18 protein-coding genes are annotated in these 14,295 nt (G+C 63.8%); 12 read left to right on the top strand and 6 right to left on the bottom strand.

What is annotated here, in order from left to right:
* Window positions 1-116 precede the first annotated feature (116 nt).
* Together LB552_RS09750 and LB552_RS09745 are read right to left on the bottom strand one after the other, a co-directional pair.
* Window positions 117-425: a hypothetical protein gene (locus LB552_RS09750; protein ID WP_224604490.1), complete on the bottom strand. Its 309-nt coding sequence runs from the start codon at window positions 423-425 to the stop codon at window positions 117-119.
* Between the two features lie 146 nt (window positions 426-571).
* Window positions 572-1,465, bottom strand: a complete 894-nt coding sequence (locus tag LB552_RS09745; RefSeq protein ID WP_224604487.1) for a branched-chain amino acid aminotransferase — start codon at window positions 1,463-1,465, stop codon at window positions 572-574.
* A 259-nt stretch (window positions 1,466-1,724) separates the two neighbouring features.
* Here LB552_RS09745 and LB552_RS09740 point away from each other — a divergent pair, with 259 nt between their 5' ends.
* The 4 genes from LB552_RS09740 to LB552_RS09725 all read left to right on the top strand — a co-directional run bounded on the left by LB552_RS09740 (window position 1,725) and on the right by LB552_RS09725 (window position 5,715).
* Window positions 1,725-2,252 carry a MarR family winged helix-turn-helix transcriptional regulator gene (locus tag LB552_RS09740; RefSeq protein WP_140647554.1) on the top strand — a complete coding sequence of 176 codons (528 nt, stop codon included), beginning with the start codon at window positions 1,725-1,727 and terminating at the stop codon, window positions 2,250-2,252.
* The gene (locus tag LB552_RS09735; RefSeq protein ID WP_095766537.1) at window positions 2,239-2,958 is read left to right on the top strand and encodes a response regulator; all 720 of its coding nucleotides are present in this window, start codon (window positions 2,239-2,241) and stop codon (window positions 2,956-2,958) included. Before LB552_RS09740 ends, LB552_RS09735 begins: the two co-directional genes overlap by 14 nt.
* A 51-nt stretch (window positions 2,959-3,009) precedes the next feature.
* A complete protein-coding gene (locus LB552_RS09730; protein WP_224604485.1) occupies window positions 3,010-4,425 on the top strand; it encodes an ATP-binding protein in 1,416 nt (471 codons plus the stop codon).
* A gap of 225 nt (window positions 4,426-4,650) precedes the next feature.
* The gene (locus tag LB552_RS09725; protein ID WP_224604730.1) at window positions 4,651-5,715 is read left to right on the top strand and encodes a glycosyltransferase family 4 protein; all 1,065 of its coding nucleotides are present in this window, start codon (window positions 4,651-4,653) and stop codon (window positions 5,713-5,715) included.
* Here LB552_RS09725 and LB552_RS09720 read toward each other — a convergent pair.
* From LB552_RS09720 to LB552_RS09710, 3 genes are all read right to left on the bottom strand, one after another.
* Window positions 5,707-6,066, bottom strand: coding sequence for a tRNA-binding protein (locus tag LB552_RS09720; RefSeq protein ID WP_127251739.1), 360 nt, complete (start codon window positions 6,064-6,066; stop codon window positions 5,707-5,709). The two genes, LB552_RS09725 and LB552_RS09720, sit on opposite strands and share 9 nt — an antisense overlap.
* A gap of 18 nt (window positions 6,067-6,084) precedes the next feature.
* Window positions 6,085-6,585, bottom strand: a complete 501-nt coding sequence (locus LB552_RS09715) for a YbjN domain-containing protein (protein WP_040989643.1) — start codon at window positions 6,583-6,585, stop codon at window positions 6,085-6,087.
* Window positions 6,586-6,898: 313 nt separating this feature from the next.
* Window positions 6,899-7,201 carry an accessory factor UbiK family protein gene (locus LB552_RS09710; RefSeq protein WP_040990372.1) on the bottom strand — a complete coding sequence of 101 codons (303 nt, stop codon included), beginning with the start codon at window positions 7,199-7,201 and terminating at the stop codon, window positions 6,899-6,901.
* A gap of 135 nt (window positions 7,202-7,336) precedes the next feature.
* On the opposite strand from LB552_RS09710, the gene LB552_RS09705 reads away from it, so the two are divergent.
* From LB552_RS09705 to LB552_RS09670, 8 genes are all read left to right on the top strand, one after another.
* Window positions 7,337-7,597 (top strand): type II toxin-antitoxin system ParD family antitoxin, encoded by a 261-nt coding sequence (locus tag LB552_RS09705; RefSeq protein WP_224604483.1) that lies wholly within the window; start codon window positions 7,337-7,339, stop codon window positions 7,595-7,597.
* Window positions 7,594-7,851: a type II toxin-antitoxin system RelE/ParE family toxin gene (locus tag LB552_RS09700; RefSeq protein ID WP_224604481.1), complete on the top strand. Its 258-nt coding sequence runs from the start codon at window positions 7,594-7,596 to the stop codon at window positions 7,849-7,851. Before LB552_RS09705 ends, LB552_RS09700 begins: the two co-directional genes overlap by 4 nt.
* A 19-nt stretch (window positions 7,852-7,870) precedes the next feature.
* Window positions 7,871-8,725: a prolipoprotein diacylglyceryl transferase gene (gene lgt / locus LB552_RS09695; protein WP_224604479.1), complete on the top strand. Its 855-nt coding sequence runs from the start codon at window positions 7,871-7,873 to the stop codon at window positions 8,723-8,725.
* Window positions 8,722-9,789, top strand: coding sequence for a class I SAM-dependent methyltransferase (locus LB552_RS09690; protein ID WP_224604478.1), 1,068 nt, complete (start codon window positions 8,722-8,724; stop codon window positions 9,787-9,789). Before lgt ends, LB552_RS09690 begins: the two co-directional genes overlap by 4 nt.
* A gap of 87 nt (window positions 9,790-9,876) precedes the next feature.
* Window positions 9,877-10,665 carry a peptidoglycan editing factor PgeF gene (gene pgeF, locus LB552_RS09685; protein ID WP_224604476.1) on the top strand — a complete coding sequence of 263 codons (789 nt, stop codon included), beginning with the start codon at window positions 9,877-9,879 and terminating at the stop codon, window positions 10,663-10,665.
* Entirely contained in the window at window positions 10,665-11,816 is a 1,152-nt protein-coding gene (locus LB552_RS09680) for a M24 family metallopeptidase (RefSeq protein ID WP_224604474.1), read from the top strand. The genes pgeF and LB552_RS09680 overlap by 1 nt, the downstream gene beginning before the upstream one ends.
* 55 nt (window positions 11,817-11,871) lie before the next feature.
* Window positions 11,872-12,498, top strand: a complete 627-nt coding sequence (locus tag LB552_RS09675) for a hypothetical protein (protein WP_095766530.1) — start codon at window positions 11,872-11,874, stop codon at window positions 12,496-12,498.
* Between the two features lie 189 nt (window positions 12,499-12,687).
* Window positions 12,688-13,623, top strand: a complete 936-nt coding sequence (locus LB552_RS09670) for a ribose-phosphate pyrophosphokinase (RefSeq protein ID WP_095766529.1) — start codon at window positions 12,688-12,690, stop codon at window positions 13,621-13,623.
* On the opposite strand, the gene LB552_RS09665 is transcribed toward LB552_RS09670, so the two are convergent.
* Window positions 13,624-14,190, bottom strand: coding sequence for a dihydrofolate reductase family protein (locus LB552_RS09665; RefSeq protein ID WP_224604472.1), 567 nt, complete (start codon window positions 14,188-14,190; stop codon window positions 13,624-13,626).
* Between the last annotated feature and the right edge of the window lie 105 nt (window positions 14,191-14,295).

Below are 14,295 nucleotides of genomic sequence, written 5' to 3'. Positions count from 1 at the left end.
GCGCGGCCGAGGCCGCTGGCCATGTTTCCAAAGTAATGGGCGGCCGAGGCCGCCGGCTTGGTCAAAAAAGGAATGGGCGGCCGAGGCCGCCCATGGCAAAGTCCGAAAGACCGGAGCTATTTCTTCATCGCATTCATGACCGCGCCGACGATGCCGGTCAGGATCGCGCCACCGCCAACGCCGCCGAGGAGGTTCTTCAGGTCGAGCGCGCTGCCGATGCCGCTCGCCGCCGCTGCCGCGTCAACGCCGCCGCCGCCGAGAAGGCTGCCGAGAATGGCCGCGCCGCCGACGCCGCCGATCGCACCGCTGAGGATTTTGGCAAGTTGGCCCATCGCCGCCTGCTTGAACGCCGCGCCAACCGCCTGGCCACCGATAACGCCGGCAATTACCTGTACAACGATCTGAATAATCGTGTTGCTGTCCATGTAACTAGTCCCTCCATAGCCGCCAGCCTCCTCGGGCCGACGCCATCATGAGACGCCGAATTGTTCGAAAGTCAAATGCGCGCGCGCTTAAATAAAAGGGGCGGCTCGAAAACCGCCCCTATTGCACAAAAAAGCTGTGACTATCTCTATTCTGCAGCGATTGCATGCTTTGGCTGCACCGCGGCGGAATAGTCATTCATCAATGTCTTGGCGATCTCGCCGACCTCGAATCGGTATGGACCGATCTCGGAAACCGGCGTGACCTCGGCGGCGGTGCCGGTGAGGAAGCACTGCTCGAAATCTTCGAGCTCCTCCGGCATGATGGCGCGCTCGATCACCTCGAAACCGCGGTCCTTCGCCAGGCCGATCACCGTTCGGCGGGTTATGCCGTCGAGGAAGCAGTCGGGCGTCGGCGTATGGATCTTGCCGTCCTTGACGAAGAAGATGTTGGCGCCCGTGGCTTCCGCCACCTGGCCGCGCCAATCGAGCATCATGGCGTCGGCGTAGCCCTTGGCCTCGGCGGCGTGCTTGGACAGCGTGCAGATCATGTACAGGCCGGCGGCCTTCGACTTGGACGGCGCGGTGCGCGGATCGGGCCGGCGCCATTCGGCGACGTCGAGCCGAATGCCCTTGAGCTTCTGCGCGGGATCGAAATAGCTCGGCCACTGCCAGATGGCGATGGCGCAGTTGATGCGGTTGTTCTGCGCCGAAACGCCCATCTGCTCGCTGCCGCGCCAGGCGATCGGACGCACATAGGCGTCCTGGAAACCCTGCTTCTTCAACAGCGTGCGACAGGCCTCGTCGATCTCGGCGACCGGATAGGGAATCTTGAAGCCTAGCAGGCGCGCCGATTCATGCAGGCGCTCATTGTGCTCGGTCAGCTTGAAGATCTGGCCGCCATAGGCGCGCTCGCCCTCGAAGACGGCACTGGCATAGTGCAGGCCATGGGTCAGCACATGGATCTTGGCGTCGGCCCATTTGACGAACTCGCCGTTCATCCAGATGAAGCCTTCCAATTGATCGAAGGGAACGGATGCCATGGAAACCTCCCGCGGGCAGGCGCCCGCAAATCGTTGTGTTTATGACCTTTCGAACCGGCCCCGCACAGGATCCGAAACGCTGGCCAATGCTTGAAAGCGTAGGCGGATATTCAATCCGTGGCAAACTCAGGAAGTTCCGGAAAAACGGCTTCCTCTTGCCTTTTTGTTCGCAATCCGCCGAAAAGCTTGTCAAAAATTATCATTGCCCGGAAATTACGTCAATAGTACTGACGTAATTCCCGCCTCGCATGGAGAAACGATGACGAGCCCCGCAGCCGGAAAACCGATCAGGACGGCCATCGCCGATGAGGACGGCATCGACTTCGCCATCATCGAGCTGTTTTTCTTCGCCTATCGCGATTTCACCTCCGACCCGGACCAGATCCTCGCCGATTACGGCTTCGGCCGCGCCCATCATCGCGTGCTGCATTTCGTCAATCGCAGGCCCGGCCTCACCGTCGCCGAGCTGCTCGATGTGCTGAAGATCACCAAGCAGAGCCTGGCGCGGGTTTTGAAGCAGTTGATCGACACCGATCACATCGTCCAGGTGCAGGGTCCGCGCGACCGCCGGCAGCGCGAGCTTTACCCGACCGCCAAGGGTCGCGCCCTGGCCCTGGCGCTGGCGCGGCCACAGTCGCGCCGCATCCGTGCGGCATTGGAGGATTCCGGAACCACCGAACGCGCCACGATCGAGCGTTTCCTGGAAGCGATGGTCAATCCGGAACTAAGAGCGCAGATCGACATTGTGCCTGCGCAAACATCGGGGAAGAACCATGGAGACCATTGAGAAGGTCGATCATCCGTCAGCGCCCGACGATGACGCGCCGCATCTTCTGGTCGTCGACGACGACACGCGTATCCGCAACCTGCTCAAGCAGTATCTGTCCGAGAACGGTTTTCGCGTCACCGTGGCCGGCAATTCCGGCGAGGCCAGGCGCAAGCTCGCCGGCCTCGACTTCGACCTTCTGGTGCTCGATGTGATGATGCCGGGCGAGACCGGCGTCGACCTCACCAAGGCGCTGCGGGCCGAGAAGAACGTGCCGATCCTGATGCTGACGGCGCTGTCCGAGACCGACAGCCGCATCACCGGACTGGAAGCCGGCGCCGATGATTACCTGCCGAAACCGTTCGATCCGCGCGAGCTGATCCTGCGCATCAACAACATCCTGCGCCGTGGCGGCCCGGCGGCGACGCCGAAGGTGGAGCAACTGGTGTTCGGGCCCTACACATTCCAGATCGCCAAGCGTGAATTGAAGCGCGGCGGCGAGGCGCTTAAGCTGACCGACCGCGAGCAGGAGATCCTCGCGATCTTCGCCGCGCGGGCGGGCGAGACCATACCGCGCCATGAGCTGGTGGGCGATGAATCGGATGTCGGCGAGCGCACCATCGACGTGCAGATCAACCGGCTGCGCCGCAAGATAGAGCGCGATCCGTCCAATCCGGTGTGGCTGCAGACGGTGCGCGGTATTGGGTATCGGCTCAGCGTCGAATAGGTTACCGTCGAAGGCCCTTTGCTGAACGGCCATCGACGAGCGGAAGGGCGAATGGCGACCACGCAACTGGACGAGCCGAAAGGAAGCGGTCCCGGCGATCTCGCATTGCGGACGCTGAGGGCGATGCCGCGTGCCTGGAACCGGTTCTGGCGCCTGGTCGCGCTCTACATGCCGAAACGGCTTTATGCCCGCTCGCTGATCATCGTGATCGCGCCGATGATCCTGCTGCAGTCGGTGGTCGCCTTCGTCTTCATGGAGCGCCATTGGCAGACTGTCACGCAGCGCCTGTCGCAGGCGACCATCTCGGACATAGCGGCCGTCATCGACATGATGGAGACCTATCCGCACGACGCTGACTACGCCAACATCATCCGCATCGCCCAGGACCGCATGCAGTTGAAGGTGGATCTGCTGCCGCCGGACCCGCTGCCGCCCCCCGGTCCCAAACCGTTCTTCTCGATCCTCGACGAGGCCTTGTCGTCGGAGATCACGAAGCAGATCAACCGTCCGTTCTGGATCGACACCGTCGGCAACTCCAACGTTGTCGAGGTTCGCGTCCAGCTTGAAGGCAAGGTGCTGCGCGTCTTCGTGAGGCGCAGCCAGGCTTATGCCTCGAACACCCATATCTTCCTGATCTGGATGGTCGGCACCTCGCTGGTGCTGTTGATGATCGCCATCCCCTTCCTGCGCAATCAGATCAGGCCGATCCTGACGCTCGCTGAGGCCGCCGAGAGTTTCGGCAAAGGTCGGCCGATGCCGCGCGATTTCCGCCCGCGCGGCGCCGAGGAAGTCCGTCGCGCCGGCTTCGCTTTCATCCAGATGCGAGAGCGCATCGAGCGCCAGATCGAGCAGCGCACCGCGATGCTGACGGGCGTCAGCCACGACCTCAGGACCATCCTCACCCGCTTCAAGCTGCAGCTGGCGCTGGCCGGCGGCAAGTCCGAGACCAAGGCCGCGCTGAACCAGGACATCGACGACATGCAGTCTATGCTGGAAGGCTATCTCTCTTTTGCCCGCGGCGAGTCCGCGGAGGATACAGGCCGCTTCGACCTTGAGACCTATTTCCAGAAGCTCGGCGAGGAAGCGCAATTGCGCGGCTGCAAGCTCGCGACGACGCTGGTCGGCGATCCGACCGTGCATGTGCGGCCAAACGCCTTTGCCCGTTTGCTGTCGAACGTCATCGGCAATGCTTTCCGCTATGCCAAGACCGTCGAGGTCCACGCCAATCATGGCCGCGGCTCGCTTACCGTCACCATCGACGACGACGGACCGGGCATCGCACCCGACAAGCGCGAAGAGGTGTTCAAGCCTTTCCTGCGGCTCGACGAGGCGCGCAATCTCGATGCCAGCGGCACCGGCCTTGGCCTGTCGATCGCCCGCGACATCGCCCGCAGTCACGGCGGCGACGTCGGCCTCGAGGACAGCCCGCTCGGCGGCCTGCGCGCCGTGATCAAGGTGCCTGCGTAAGTCCAGCCGAGACAGGCTTCATCCGCCCGTCATGAAATCATGGTCAAGAGCGCGCATGAAGCGCGCGACCTCTGTTGATTCGGCCCTGCCGCATCGCTTCGATCCGGCCCCTGCCCGGGTGCGCTGGAGCGAGGCGCGAGCGGCTGCCTGGTCGCCGTTCCGGCACCGCGCCGGCGCGCTCAGGAATTATTACGGCAAAGGATCGCCATGCGTATCGGGATCGCCATGCGTATCCTGATGATCACCGACGCGTGGCGGCCCCAGGTCAACGGCGTGGTGCACACGCTGGAACGCCTCACCGAGGCGCTGAAACCCTTCGACGTCGAGCTCGATTTCCTGACGCCGAACCTGTTTCGCACCTTGCCGATGCCGACCTATCCCGACATCCGCTTGGCGCTGACCACGCCTAGCCGCGTCGCGCGCGTGATCAAGGCCGCCAAGGCCGACCACATCCACATCGTCACCGAGGGTCCGCTCGGCATCATGGCGCGCCGCCATTGCCGAAAAGTGGGCCGCCCCTTCACCACCAGCTACCACACGCGCTTTCCCGAATATCTCAGCGCCCGCCTGCCGGTGCCGGAGAGCTGGGCTTACAATTGGCTGCGCGACTTCCACAATTCCGGACAGGGCACGCTTGTCGCCACGCAATCGCTGGCGGACGATCTCGCGGCACGCGGCTTCAACAAGCTGAGGCCCTGGACGCGCGGCGTCGACACCGACCATTTCCGGCCCAACAAGCGCAAGGAAACCGGATTCCCCCGTCCGGTTTTCCTATGCGTCGGCCGTGTCGCAATCGAAAAGAACCTGACCGCCTTCCTCGATCTCGACCTGCCCGGCAGCAAGGTTATCGTCGGCGAAGGACCGGAACTGGCAAAGCTCAAGGCGCGCTATCCCAACGCGCATTTCCTCGGCCACCGCCCGAACGACGAGCTGGCCGAGATCTACGCGTCGGCCGATGTCTTCGTCTTTCCGAGCCGCACCGACACCTTCGGCAACGTCATCATCGAGGCGCTGGCCAGCGGAACGCCCGTCGCCGCCTATCCGGTGACCGGACCGATCGATATTGTCGGCGATGGCGTCGGCGGGGCCGTGTCGAACGACCTGGGCGAGGCGGCGATGAAGGCGCTTCACGTCGATCGCGCCGAAGCGCGCCAGCGCGCGATGCGCTACAGCTGGCAGGCCTGCGCCGAAATGTTCCTCGACGCCGTCGACGAAGCGCTGGGCATGCCAAGCAAGCCCGCCGATCAGGACAGAGCGGCTCCAGTTCGCCCCAGGCTCGCCCTAGAATAGGCGCCCGCCGTCCGGCACTTTGCGCTCGATGGCGCCGAGCACCACGGCGCCCTCTTCGTCGGGAAAGCCCAGCGTCAGCACTTCCGACATGAACGGGCCGATCTGGCGCGGCGGGAAGTTGACCACCGCGAAGACCTGGCGGCCGATCAGCGTTTCCGGCGCGTAGTATTTGGTGATCTGCGCCGACGACTTCTTCACCCCGATCGCCGGGCCGAAATCGATCTTCAGCTTGATCGCCGGCTTGCGCGCCTCCGGAAACGGCTCGGCCTCGACGATCGTGCCGGCACGGATGTCGACACGGTCGAAATCGGCAAAGCTGATCTCGGGCTTGCGCTCGCTGCTGGAACTCATTGGCGGAATTGGCTTGGTTCAGGCGTTACCATGGGTCTCGAAGAGCACGCTGGAAAGCGCGTCCTTGGCCGATGTACCCGACCAGACGACGAACTGGAAGGCCTGGAAATAGCATTCGCAGGCCTCGAGCGCCGACGACAGCAGCACCTCGACCTGCTGGCTCGACGGCTCGACCCCGCCGGCAAGCAGCAGCGACTGCCTGAACATGATCGCGCCTTCCTGCTCCCACAGATCGAAATGCCCGAACAGCATCTGCTCGTTGATCAGCGACAACAGCCGCATCACTTCCAGCGCGCGCGTTTCCGGCACCTTGATGTCGAAGGCGCAGGCCAGATGCAGCGCCTCGAAATCCTCCATCCAGGAAAAGGAGACGTGATAGTCTGTCCAGCTGCCGGCCACCGAAATCGAAATCTCGTCGTCGCCGGCGCGCTCGAAGGACCAGTCGTTGTTGTGGGCCACCTGCTCGATGACATCCACCGGGTGGATTTCGCGGGAGAATTCGAGTTCGAGGAGTTCCATGAATGCTTCCTGTGTTCAGGGGAGCGCCACACGCTCCGCGGGGCACACACGACGAACAATCTTGTCTAGAACTCGGACGGTCAGGACTTTCCAACACAAAGACCCAACCGGACCCCACCGCCCGGCGCATGACCCTGCTTCGAATCATGCAACAAATTCAGTCTATTGATCGGGAGTCGCGTGAACAGCCCAATTTTTCGCACTGCGTCATCCGCATGTGGAAAGGTGGCTGTGACAAAGATTCATGCAATGCCGGTAAGCGATTCACGGCAAAGCGATTTTTCGGATCGCGCTATGTGGAAAAGTTTAACGATTATTTTTTTGCGCGGGGCTTCGCCGCACCCGCAGGTGCGGCTTGTCCGGTCAATTCGGCGAGCCTGGCCTCGAGCGCCTCGACACGCGTCGCCAGCTGAATGTTGTCTTCCCGCGCCTTGACCGCCATCTCGCGCACCGCCTCGAACTCTTCGCGCTGCACCACATCCATGGAATTCAGCATGCGCTCGGCCTGGGCCCGGAACGCCGTCTCCACTTCGCGCCGCACGCCCTGCGCGGCACCCGCGGCATCGGTCATGATCTTTGCGAATTCATCGAGAATGCGGTTCGGTCCAGTCGCCATGGCAGATCCTCGCTTTGTCGTTTTGACGTAGTGGGGCGCGGCGCGGAATGCAAGCGTGCCTGATGACGAGCGGTTCATGTTAGCGCAGCGCTCAATAACTATTATTACGTCGACAAGAGCCCCTAGGAGCATGTCATGGCAATCAGTGCAGATCTCGGTGACCGCCTGGAAGACGTCGTGAACCGGCTCGTCAAAACCGGTCGCTACAATTCGAAAAGCGAGGTGTTGCGCGAGGGTGTCCGCCTCGTTGAAGAAAGGGAGAAACGACTCGCCACGCTCGATGCAGCCCTCGCGCGAGGCGTCGCTGACGCAGACGCAGGACGCGTGAAACCTGGCGTGGACGTGTTCGATCGCCTGGAGAGCAAATATAAGGCGATGGCCGAGAAGCGTAGGTGAAACTACTGGTATTTGCCGACCAGGCCGAGGGTGACCTTGAGGCTATCGGCGATCACATCGCCAGCGACAATCCATTCCGGGCGATGACCTTCGTTCGCGAATTGCGCAATGCCTGCATTGAACTATGCACAATGCAGGAACGTTGTCAGTTGGCCCCACGCCATCAGTCCTCCGGTATCGTGACGGTCGGCTGCGACATCGACCTTGCCTTGACCGCGCCAAAACCCTGCCGCATGGTCCGCGCCCAATCGTGACCGTCACCGGGGAACCGTTTTGAGCGAATATTTCCTGCTGCCGCTGGCCTCCCTGCCCTTCCCCAACATCGATCCGGTCATCGTCCATATCGGGCCGCTGGCGGTGCATTGGTACGGCGTCGGCTATATCGTCGGCATACTCTTTGCCTGGTGGTACGCCAAGCGCCTGGTCACCAACCCGCGCCTGTGGCCCGACGGCAATCTGCCGATGAAGCCCGAGGACCTCGACGACTTCATTGTCTGGGCGGCGATCGGCGTCGTGCTCGGCGGGCGCACCGGCTACGTGCTCTTCTACGACCTGCCGCGCTATATCGCGCATCCGCTCGACATCTTCGCGGTCTGGCAGGGCGGCATGTCGTTCCATGGCGGCCTGCTTGGCGTCATCCTCGCCATGACGCTGTTTTCGCTCAAGCGCCGCATTCCCACCTGGACATTGTTCGATGTGGTGTCGGCTGGCGTGCCGGTTGGGCTGGGCCTGGTCCGTATCGCCAACTTCATCAATTCGGAGCTTTGGGGCCGGCCGTCGGACGTGCCCTGGGCGATTGAATTCCCCAATGGCGGCCCGTTCACCCGCCACCCCAGCCAGCTCTACGAGGCGCTGCTCGAAGGGCTCGTGCTTTTCCTGGTGCTGCGCTTCCTCACCAACTCGCGGCTCAAGCTGAAGACGCCGCGCTTCGTCGGCGGCGCCTTCATCTGCGGCTACGGCCTGTCGCGCATCTTTGTCGAGTTCTTCCGCGAGCCCGACCAGCAGCTCGGCTATCTGCTCGGCACCGGCTGGCTGACCATGGGCATGATCCTGTCCACGCCGATGCTGCTCGCCGGTATCTGGGCCGTGGCTACGGCGAAGCCGGCGGCCGAGCAGCGGGCGGCATGACCCGGCTGAAGGAGCGCATCATAGGCCTGATCGGCGCGGCGGGGCCGATCCCGGTCAGCGAATATATGGCGCTCTGCCTGTTCGATCCCGACGCCGGTTACTACACGACGCGCGAGCCCTTCGGCGCCGCCGGCGACTTCATCACCGCGCCAGAGATCAGCCAGATGTTCGGCGAACTCGTCGCCGTCTGGCTCTACCAGGCCTGGCAAGGTGCCGGCCGGCCGTTGCCTGCGACCTTCGCCGAGATCGGTCCCGGCCGCGGCACCCTGATGAACGACATGCTGCGCACCTGGTCGCGGCTCGACCCGGCGCTCACCGGTAAGGCTTCGTTTGCCCTCATCGAGACCAGCCCGCGCCTGGCTGAAATCCAGAGAGAGACACTTGCCGACCAAGACGCAAAGCTAGCCTGGCACCAGACCATCGACACGCTGCCGCGGCAGCCGCTCTTCATCGTCGGCAACGAGCTGTTCGACGCGGTGCCGATCCGGCAGTTCGTCCATGTCGGCGAAAGCTGGCGAGAGCGCGTGGTCGGCCTCGATGGCGCCGATGAACTGCGTTTCTTCGCCGGCGCGGGGTCTGTCGATCCGGCACTGCTAACGGCCGCCACGGCCGATGCGCCGCAAGGCGCCGTCGCCGAAATCGCGCCCGCCCGTTCGGCGCTGATGGCGGTGATCGCCGAACGCATCGCCGGCCAGGGCGGCGCCGGCCTGTTCATCGACTACGGCCACCTCCGGCCGGGGATCGGCGACACCTTCCAGGCGCTGCGCCGGCATCGGCGCGAAGACGTGCTGGCCAACCCAGGTGAAGCCGATCTCACCGCCCATGTCGATTTCACGCCCCTTGCCGATATGGCGCGCGCTCACGGTCTCGATGTGCAATTGTCGACCCAGGGCGAATTCCTGCTCGGCATGGGCCTGCTCGAGCGCGCCGGCACGTTGGGTGCCGATGCCGATGCCAAGACACGTCAAGCCATTTCGGAAGCGGTCGAACGCCTGGCCGGCCGCGACGCGATGGGCGAGCTGTTCAAGGTCATGAAGGTCCTGCCGGCGGCCCAAGCCGCCTGAGATCGACGAGCGGCTTCACCGGCTGGTCCGCTTCGTACTCCGAACTTCGCCTTGACGAGACCGCCCCGCACGGACGACAAACCCACCATGCTGAATCAGACCAGACCCGATCCAGTGCGCTCGCCGCTGCTTGAAAAGGCGCAAGGCATGCGCCACGGCTATTTCACGCGCATCGGCGGCGTCTCCGACGGCATCTATCGGGGGCTCAACATCGGCACGGGCTCCAGCGACGATCAGACACTGGTCGCCGAGAACCGGCGGCGCGTTGCCGCCTGGATGGGCGTGCCGGCGGATCATCTGTTGACCGCGCACCAGGTCCATTCGCCGGATGTCGTCGTCGCCAGGGAACCCTTCGCTGGTCCTCGCCCAAAGGCCGACGCCATCGTCACCGACCGTCCGGGCATCGCTATCGGCGCCTCGACCGCCGATTGCGGGCCGGTTCTCTTCGCCGATGCCGAGGCGCGCGTCATCGGTGCCGCCCATGCGGGCTGGAAGGGTGCCTTCACCGGCGTGCTCGAGAATACCGTCGCCGCGATGGAGAGCCTCGGCGCCAGCCGCGAGCGCATCGTCGCCGTGCTCGGTCCTTCCATTGGCCCCGACAATTACGAGGTCGGGCCGGAATTCGTCGCCCGCTTCGTCGAGGCCGATGCCGGCAATCACCGCTATTTCAGACCGTCGAAGACAGCCGGGCACTCGATGTTCGATCTCAACCGATATACGGTCGACCGGCTGCGCAAGGCCGGCGTGACCGCTGAGGGGCTTGGCCGCTGCACCTATGCGGAAGAAGACCTGTTCTATTCCTACCGGCGCACCACACACCGCAAGGAAGCGGATTACGGGCGCCAGGTTTCGGCAATCGTTCTGGAGAAAGAATAATGGCGCTGCATTTCGAACGTTCGGAATTCGACGCGCGGCGCGACCGGCTGCTGATCGAGCTGGCCGAGAAGAAGCTCGACGCCGTGCTCCTGTTCGCGCAGGAGAGCATGTACTGGCTGACCGGCTACGACACGTTCGGCTTCTGCTTCTTCCAGTGCCTGGTGGTGAAGGCCGACGGCTCGATGGTGCTGCTCACCCGTTCGGCCGATCTGAGACAGGCGCGCCATACCTCGACCATCGAGAATATCGTGCTGTGGACCGATCGTCAGGGGGCCAATCCGGCGATCGACCTGCGCAACCTGCTTAACGACCTCGATCTGCTCGGCGCCCGCATCGGCGTCGAATACGACACCCATGGCTTGACCGCCTACAATGGCCGCCGCCTGGACGAGCAGTTGCAGACCTTCGGCCAGATCGCTGATGCTTCCGGCATCGTCGGCCGGCTGCGCCTGTTCAAGAGCCCGGCCGAGATCGCCAAGGCGGAAAAGGCCGCCAATCTTTCCGACGACGCGCTGGATGCCGCCCTGCCCCTGATCAAGCAAGGCGGCGACGAAGGGCTGATCCTTGCCGCCATGCAGGGCGCGGTCTTTGCCGGCGGCGGCGACTATCCCGCCAATGAGTATATCATTGGCTCCGGCGCCGATGCCTTGCTCTGCCGCTACAAGGCCGGCCGCCGCAAGCTCACCAAGAACGACCAGCTGACGCTCGAATGGGCCGGCGTCTTCCACCACTACCATGCCCCCATGATGCGTACCGTTTTGACCGGCAAGATATCGAAACGTCATCAGGAATTGTTCGACGCTTCCCGCGCCGCCCTGCTCGCGGTCGAAAAGGCGATGACGCCGGGCAACACTTTCGGCGATGTCTTCGACGCGCATGCCCGCACGCTCGAAACGCACAATCTGACCAAGCACCGGCTGAACGCCTGCGGCTATTCGGTCGGCGCCCGCTTCACGCCGTCCTGGATGGACATGCCGATGTTCTACCAGGGCAACACGGAACCGATCGCGCCCAACATGACGCTGTTCGCGCACATGATCATCATGGACTCTGAGACCGAGACCGCGATGACGCTTGGCCGCACCTACCTCACCACGGAATCGGCGCCGAAGCCGCTGTCGCGCCATGATCTCGACTTGATCGTGCAGTGAATCCATAATCGTTCGTTCACGCGGGGGCGTTCGCCAGCAGGGAGTTTTCAGGCAAATGAGACGATCGCAGGTGACGACCGTGTCATTGCTTGCGGCGCTGGCGCTTGGCGCCTGCACCAATGCCAAGGACGTGCTCGAACCTTCGGCAATCACCCCGCCGGCGGGCTCGGCCCAGTCCTCGGCCGCATCGCAGGGCACATCAACGACGGCCACAACCCCGACCACGACCGCGCCCGCCCCTTCGCCCGCGCCTTCCACCACAGCGTCGCCCGCGACATCCAGGACACCGGCCCAGACCGCGGCTGTCGCCAAGACGCGGCTGCAGGTGGCGCCGATCGTCGGCGCGTCCGTGGAGGCTGCGGCGCCGTTGACGGCGGAACTGCAGGCCCGTGCCCGGCAGCGCGGCCTGACGCTTGTCGGCAGCACCGACCAAACGGCCACGCATGTGCTGAAAGGCTATTTTTCGACGATGTCCGAGGGCAAGGACACGACCGTCATCTATGTCTGGGACATCTACGACCCCTCCGGCAATCGCCTGCACCGCATCAATGGCCAACAGAAGGCGCCCGCGGCCGGCAGCGGCGAGGGCTGGCCCACGGTGGCGCCCGCGACCATGCAGGCCATTGCCGACCAGACGATCGACCAGTTCGCCGCCTGGCTCGGCAGCGGCGGCGCCGGTTGACCGGACCGGCGCGGGCCGAACTGTTGCCGGCCAAACTGTTGCCGGCTTGCGATGTTTTCCGTGTTTGTTGCGGCCGCCGGAAGGATTCCCCACGACGAGGCTTGCAATACCGGCCCGGCCCGCTAAAAGCCCGCTTAAAAGGCGCATGAGAGTCTCTCCGGCCTCTCCATCCTTCACCAGGAACGGTGCATGAAGCTTTTCGCGGGCAATTCCAATCGGGTGCTGGCCGAGGCGGTCGCTCGCTATCTCAACGTCCCGCTGGGCAAGGCCAGCGTCAGGCGCTTCGCCGACCAGGAGATCTTCGTCGAGATCCAGGAAAACGTGCGCGGCGAGGATGTCTTCATCCTGCAATCGACCTCTTATCCGACCAACGACCATCTGATGGAACTGCTCATCATGATGGACGCCTTCATGCGCTCCTCGGCGCGGCGCATCACGGCGGTCATCCCCTATTTCGGCTATGCAAGGCAGGACCGCCGCGCCTCGGGCCGCACGCCGATCTCGGCCAAGCTGGTCGCCAACATGATCACCCGCGCCGGCGCCGACCGCGTGCTGACGCTTGATCTCCATGCCGGCCAGATCCAGGGTTTCTTCGACATCCCGACCGACAATCTGTTCTCGGTGCCGGTGATGGCCCGCGACGTGAAGGCCAAGTACAAGCAGCTCGGCAATGTCGTCGTCGTGTCGCCCGACATTGGCGGCGTGGTGCGGGCGCGCGCGCTGGCCAAGCGCTTCGACGCGCAGCTCGCCATCGTCGACAAGCGCCGCGAGCGTCCCGGTGAATCGGAAGTCATGAACATCATCGGCGCGGTTGCCGGCAAGGACTGCCTCCTGATCGACGACATCGTCGATTCCGGCGGCACGCTTTGCAACGCGGCCGACGCGCTGCTGGCCAATGGCGCGACCTCCGTCACCGCCTACATCACCCATGGCGTGCTCTCCGGCGGCGCCGTTGCCCGTATCGCCGGCTCGAAGCTGCAGGAACTGGTGATCACAGATTCCATTCAGCCGACGCAGGGCGTGCTCGACGCCCCGAACATCCGTGTCATTTCGATCGCCGACCTGCTGGGCGAAGCGATCTCGCGCACCGCGACGGAAGAATCGGTCTCGAGCCTGTTCGATTGATCAGAAACTGGTTCCCGCGGGCGCATAGCGCAGCAGCGTGACCCCTTGGGCAAGGCGCTCCGTGCCGAGCGGCTTTAACGCCAGCGACCGGCCGGACTGGAAATAGGGCTTGCCGCCGCCCAGCACGACCGGATGCACGTAAAGCCGGTATTCGTCGATTAGGCCGGCACGCGCAAGGTGCCCGGCAAGGTCGGCGCCGGAGACCGAAATCTCGCCATCTGTATCCGTCTTGAGGGTCCTTGCCACCGCCTCCGCGTCAGCCTTCACCAGGCGGGCATTCGGCCCGACCTCCTGAAGCGTGGTCGAAAACACGACCTTCGGCGTCTCCCGCCACGCGCGGGCAAAATCCCGCTCGACCTCCCCAGCCGCGATATCGCGTTCCGGGCTGTCCCAGAAGCGCATGGTTTCATACATCCGGCGCCCGCACAGCGCGATCGACGTCCGCCTCATCTCGTCGTTGAAATACCGATGCAATTCTTCCTCGGGAACCGGCAAGTCGATGTCTCCGCTCGGCCCGGCGATGTAGCCGTCCAGCGATGTCAGCATGGCATAGACGATCGTTGCCATGGGGCCTCCGATTTTGCGTTTCTCGCAAAAGAAACATAACTGATTGCAAATTGCAATCAGAATTGGCGCCTAGGCCGAGAACCGGCACACCGGCTCAATGCCGCT

Origin of the sequence: Mesorhizobium sp. CA7 (assembly GCF_020165015.1) — a bacterium.
Lineage (GTDB): Bacteria > Pseudomonadota > Alphaproteobacteria > Rhizobiales > Rhizobiaceae > Mesorhizobium.
This window is presented reverse-complemented; position numbering and strand designations above follow the sequence as displayed.

Coding starts and splice junctions, on each gene's coding strand:
- LB552_RS09725 (WP_224604730.1), top strand. CDS start 4,651: ATGCGTATCCTGATGATCACCGACGCGTGGCGGCCCCAGGTCAACGGC.
- LB552_RS09745 (WP_224604487.1), bottom strand. CDS start 1,465: ATGGCATCCGTTCCCTTCGATCAATTGGAAGGCTTCATCTGGATGAAC.
- LB552_RS09680 (WP_224604474.1), top strand. CDS start 10,665: ATGGCGCTGCATTTCGAACGTTCGGAATTCGACGCGCGGCGCGACCGG.
- LB552_RS09730 (WP_224604485.1), top strand. CDS start 3,010: ATGGCGACCACGCAACTGGACGAGCCGAAAGGAAGCGGTCCCGGCGAT.
- LB552_RS09705 (WP_224604483.1), top strand. CDS start 7,337: ATGGCAATCAGTGCAGATCTCGGTGACCGCCTGGAAGACGTCGTGAAC.
- LB552_RS09735 (WP_095766537.1), top strand. CDS start 2,239: ATGGAGACCATTGAGAAGGTCGATCATCCGTCAGCGCCCGACGATGAC.
- LB552_RS09690 (WP_224604478.1), top strand. CDS start 8,722: ATGACCCGGCTGAAGGAGCGCATCATAGGCCTGATCGGCGCGGCGGGG.
- LB552_RS09710 (WP_040990372.1), bottom strand. CDS start 7,201: ATGGCGACTGGACCGAACCGCATTCTCGATGAATTCGCAAAGATCATG.
- LB552_RS09670 (WP_095766529.1), top strand. CDS start 12,688: ATGAAGCTTTTCGCGGGCAATTCCAATCGGGTGCTGGCCGAGGCGGTC.
- pgeF (WP_224604476.1), top strand. CDS start 9,877: ATGCTGAATCAGACCAGACCCGATCCAGTGCGCTCGCCGCTGCTTGAA.
- LB552_RS09750 (WP_224604490.1), bottom strand. CDS start 425: ATGGACAGCAACACGATTATTCAGATCGTTGTACAGGTAATTGCCGGC.
- LB552_RS09665 (WP_224604472.1), bottom strand. CDS start 14,190: ATGGCAACGATCGTCTATGCCATGCTGACATCGCTGGACGGCTACATC.
- LB552_RS09720 (WP_127251739.1), bottom strand. CDS start 6,066: ATGAGTTCCAGCAGCGAGCGCAAGCCCGAGATCAGCTTTGCCGATTTC.
- LB552_RS09740 (WP_140647554.1), top strand. CDS start 1,725: ATGACGAGCCCCGCAGCCGGAAAACCGATCAGGACGGCCATCGCCGAT.
- LB552_RS09675 (WP_095766530.1), top strand. CDS start 11,872: ATGAGACGATCGCAGGTGACGACCGTGTCATTGCTTGCGGCGCTGGCG.
- LB552_RS09715 (WP_040989643.1), bottom strand. CDS start 6,585: ATGGAACTCCTCGAACTCGAATTCTCCCGCGAAATCCACCCGGTGGAT.